This is a genomic window from Bacillus sp. SIMBA_074, assembly GCF_046534555.1.
Taxonomy (GTDB): Bacteria; Bacillota; Bacilli; order Bacillales; family Bacillaceae_G; genus Bacillus_A; species Bacillus_A mycoides.
On record NZ_JAWRYM010000358.1, the window covers coordinates 1 to 285 of the forward strand.

The 285-nt window shown below is 31.9% G+C and carries 1 protein-coding gene; it reads right to left on the bottom strand.

Annotated features, from left to right (window positions below; genetic code table 11):
* Positions 1-220, bottom strand: a 220-nt coding sequence (locus SB773_RS31155) for a helix-turn-helix transcriptional regulator (RefSeq protein WP_410594136.1), incomplete at its 3' end; no start/stop codon positions are given.
* Between the last annotated feature and the right edge of the window lie 65 nt (positions 221-285).

Genomic DNA, 285 nt, shown 5'->3' on the forward strand with positions numbered 1-285 from the left:
CCACTTTACAGCCGAAAAACTCACATAATGTCAATGCTAATTCTAAACTTGGGTTGTATTTATTCTGCTCGATAGCGAGGAGGGATTGTCTAGTGATTTGAACAGAGGAAGCTAATTGCTCTTGGGTGATGTCTCTAACGACACGGAATTGTTTTACTTTATTTTTAATCAAATATACAAAGTCTCCTTTTTGTAAATTTGTTACATTTACCATATCCATTTTTAGGTAAAAAGTAAATAAAACTTTACAAAAGGTAAATGAAACTTTACGAGAAATATTGCTTG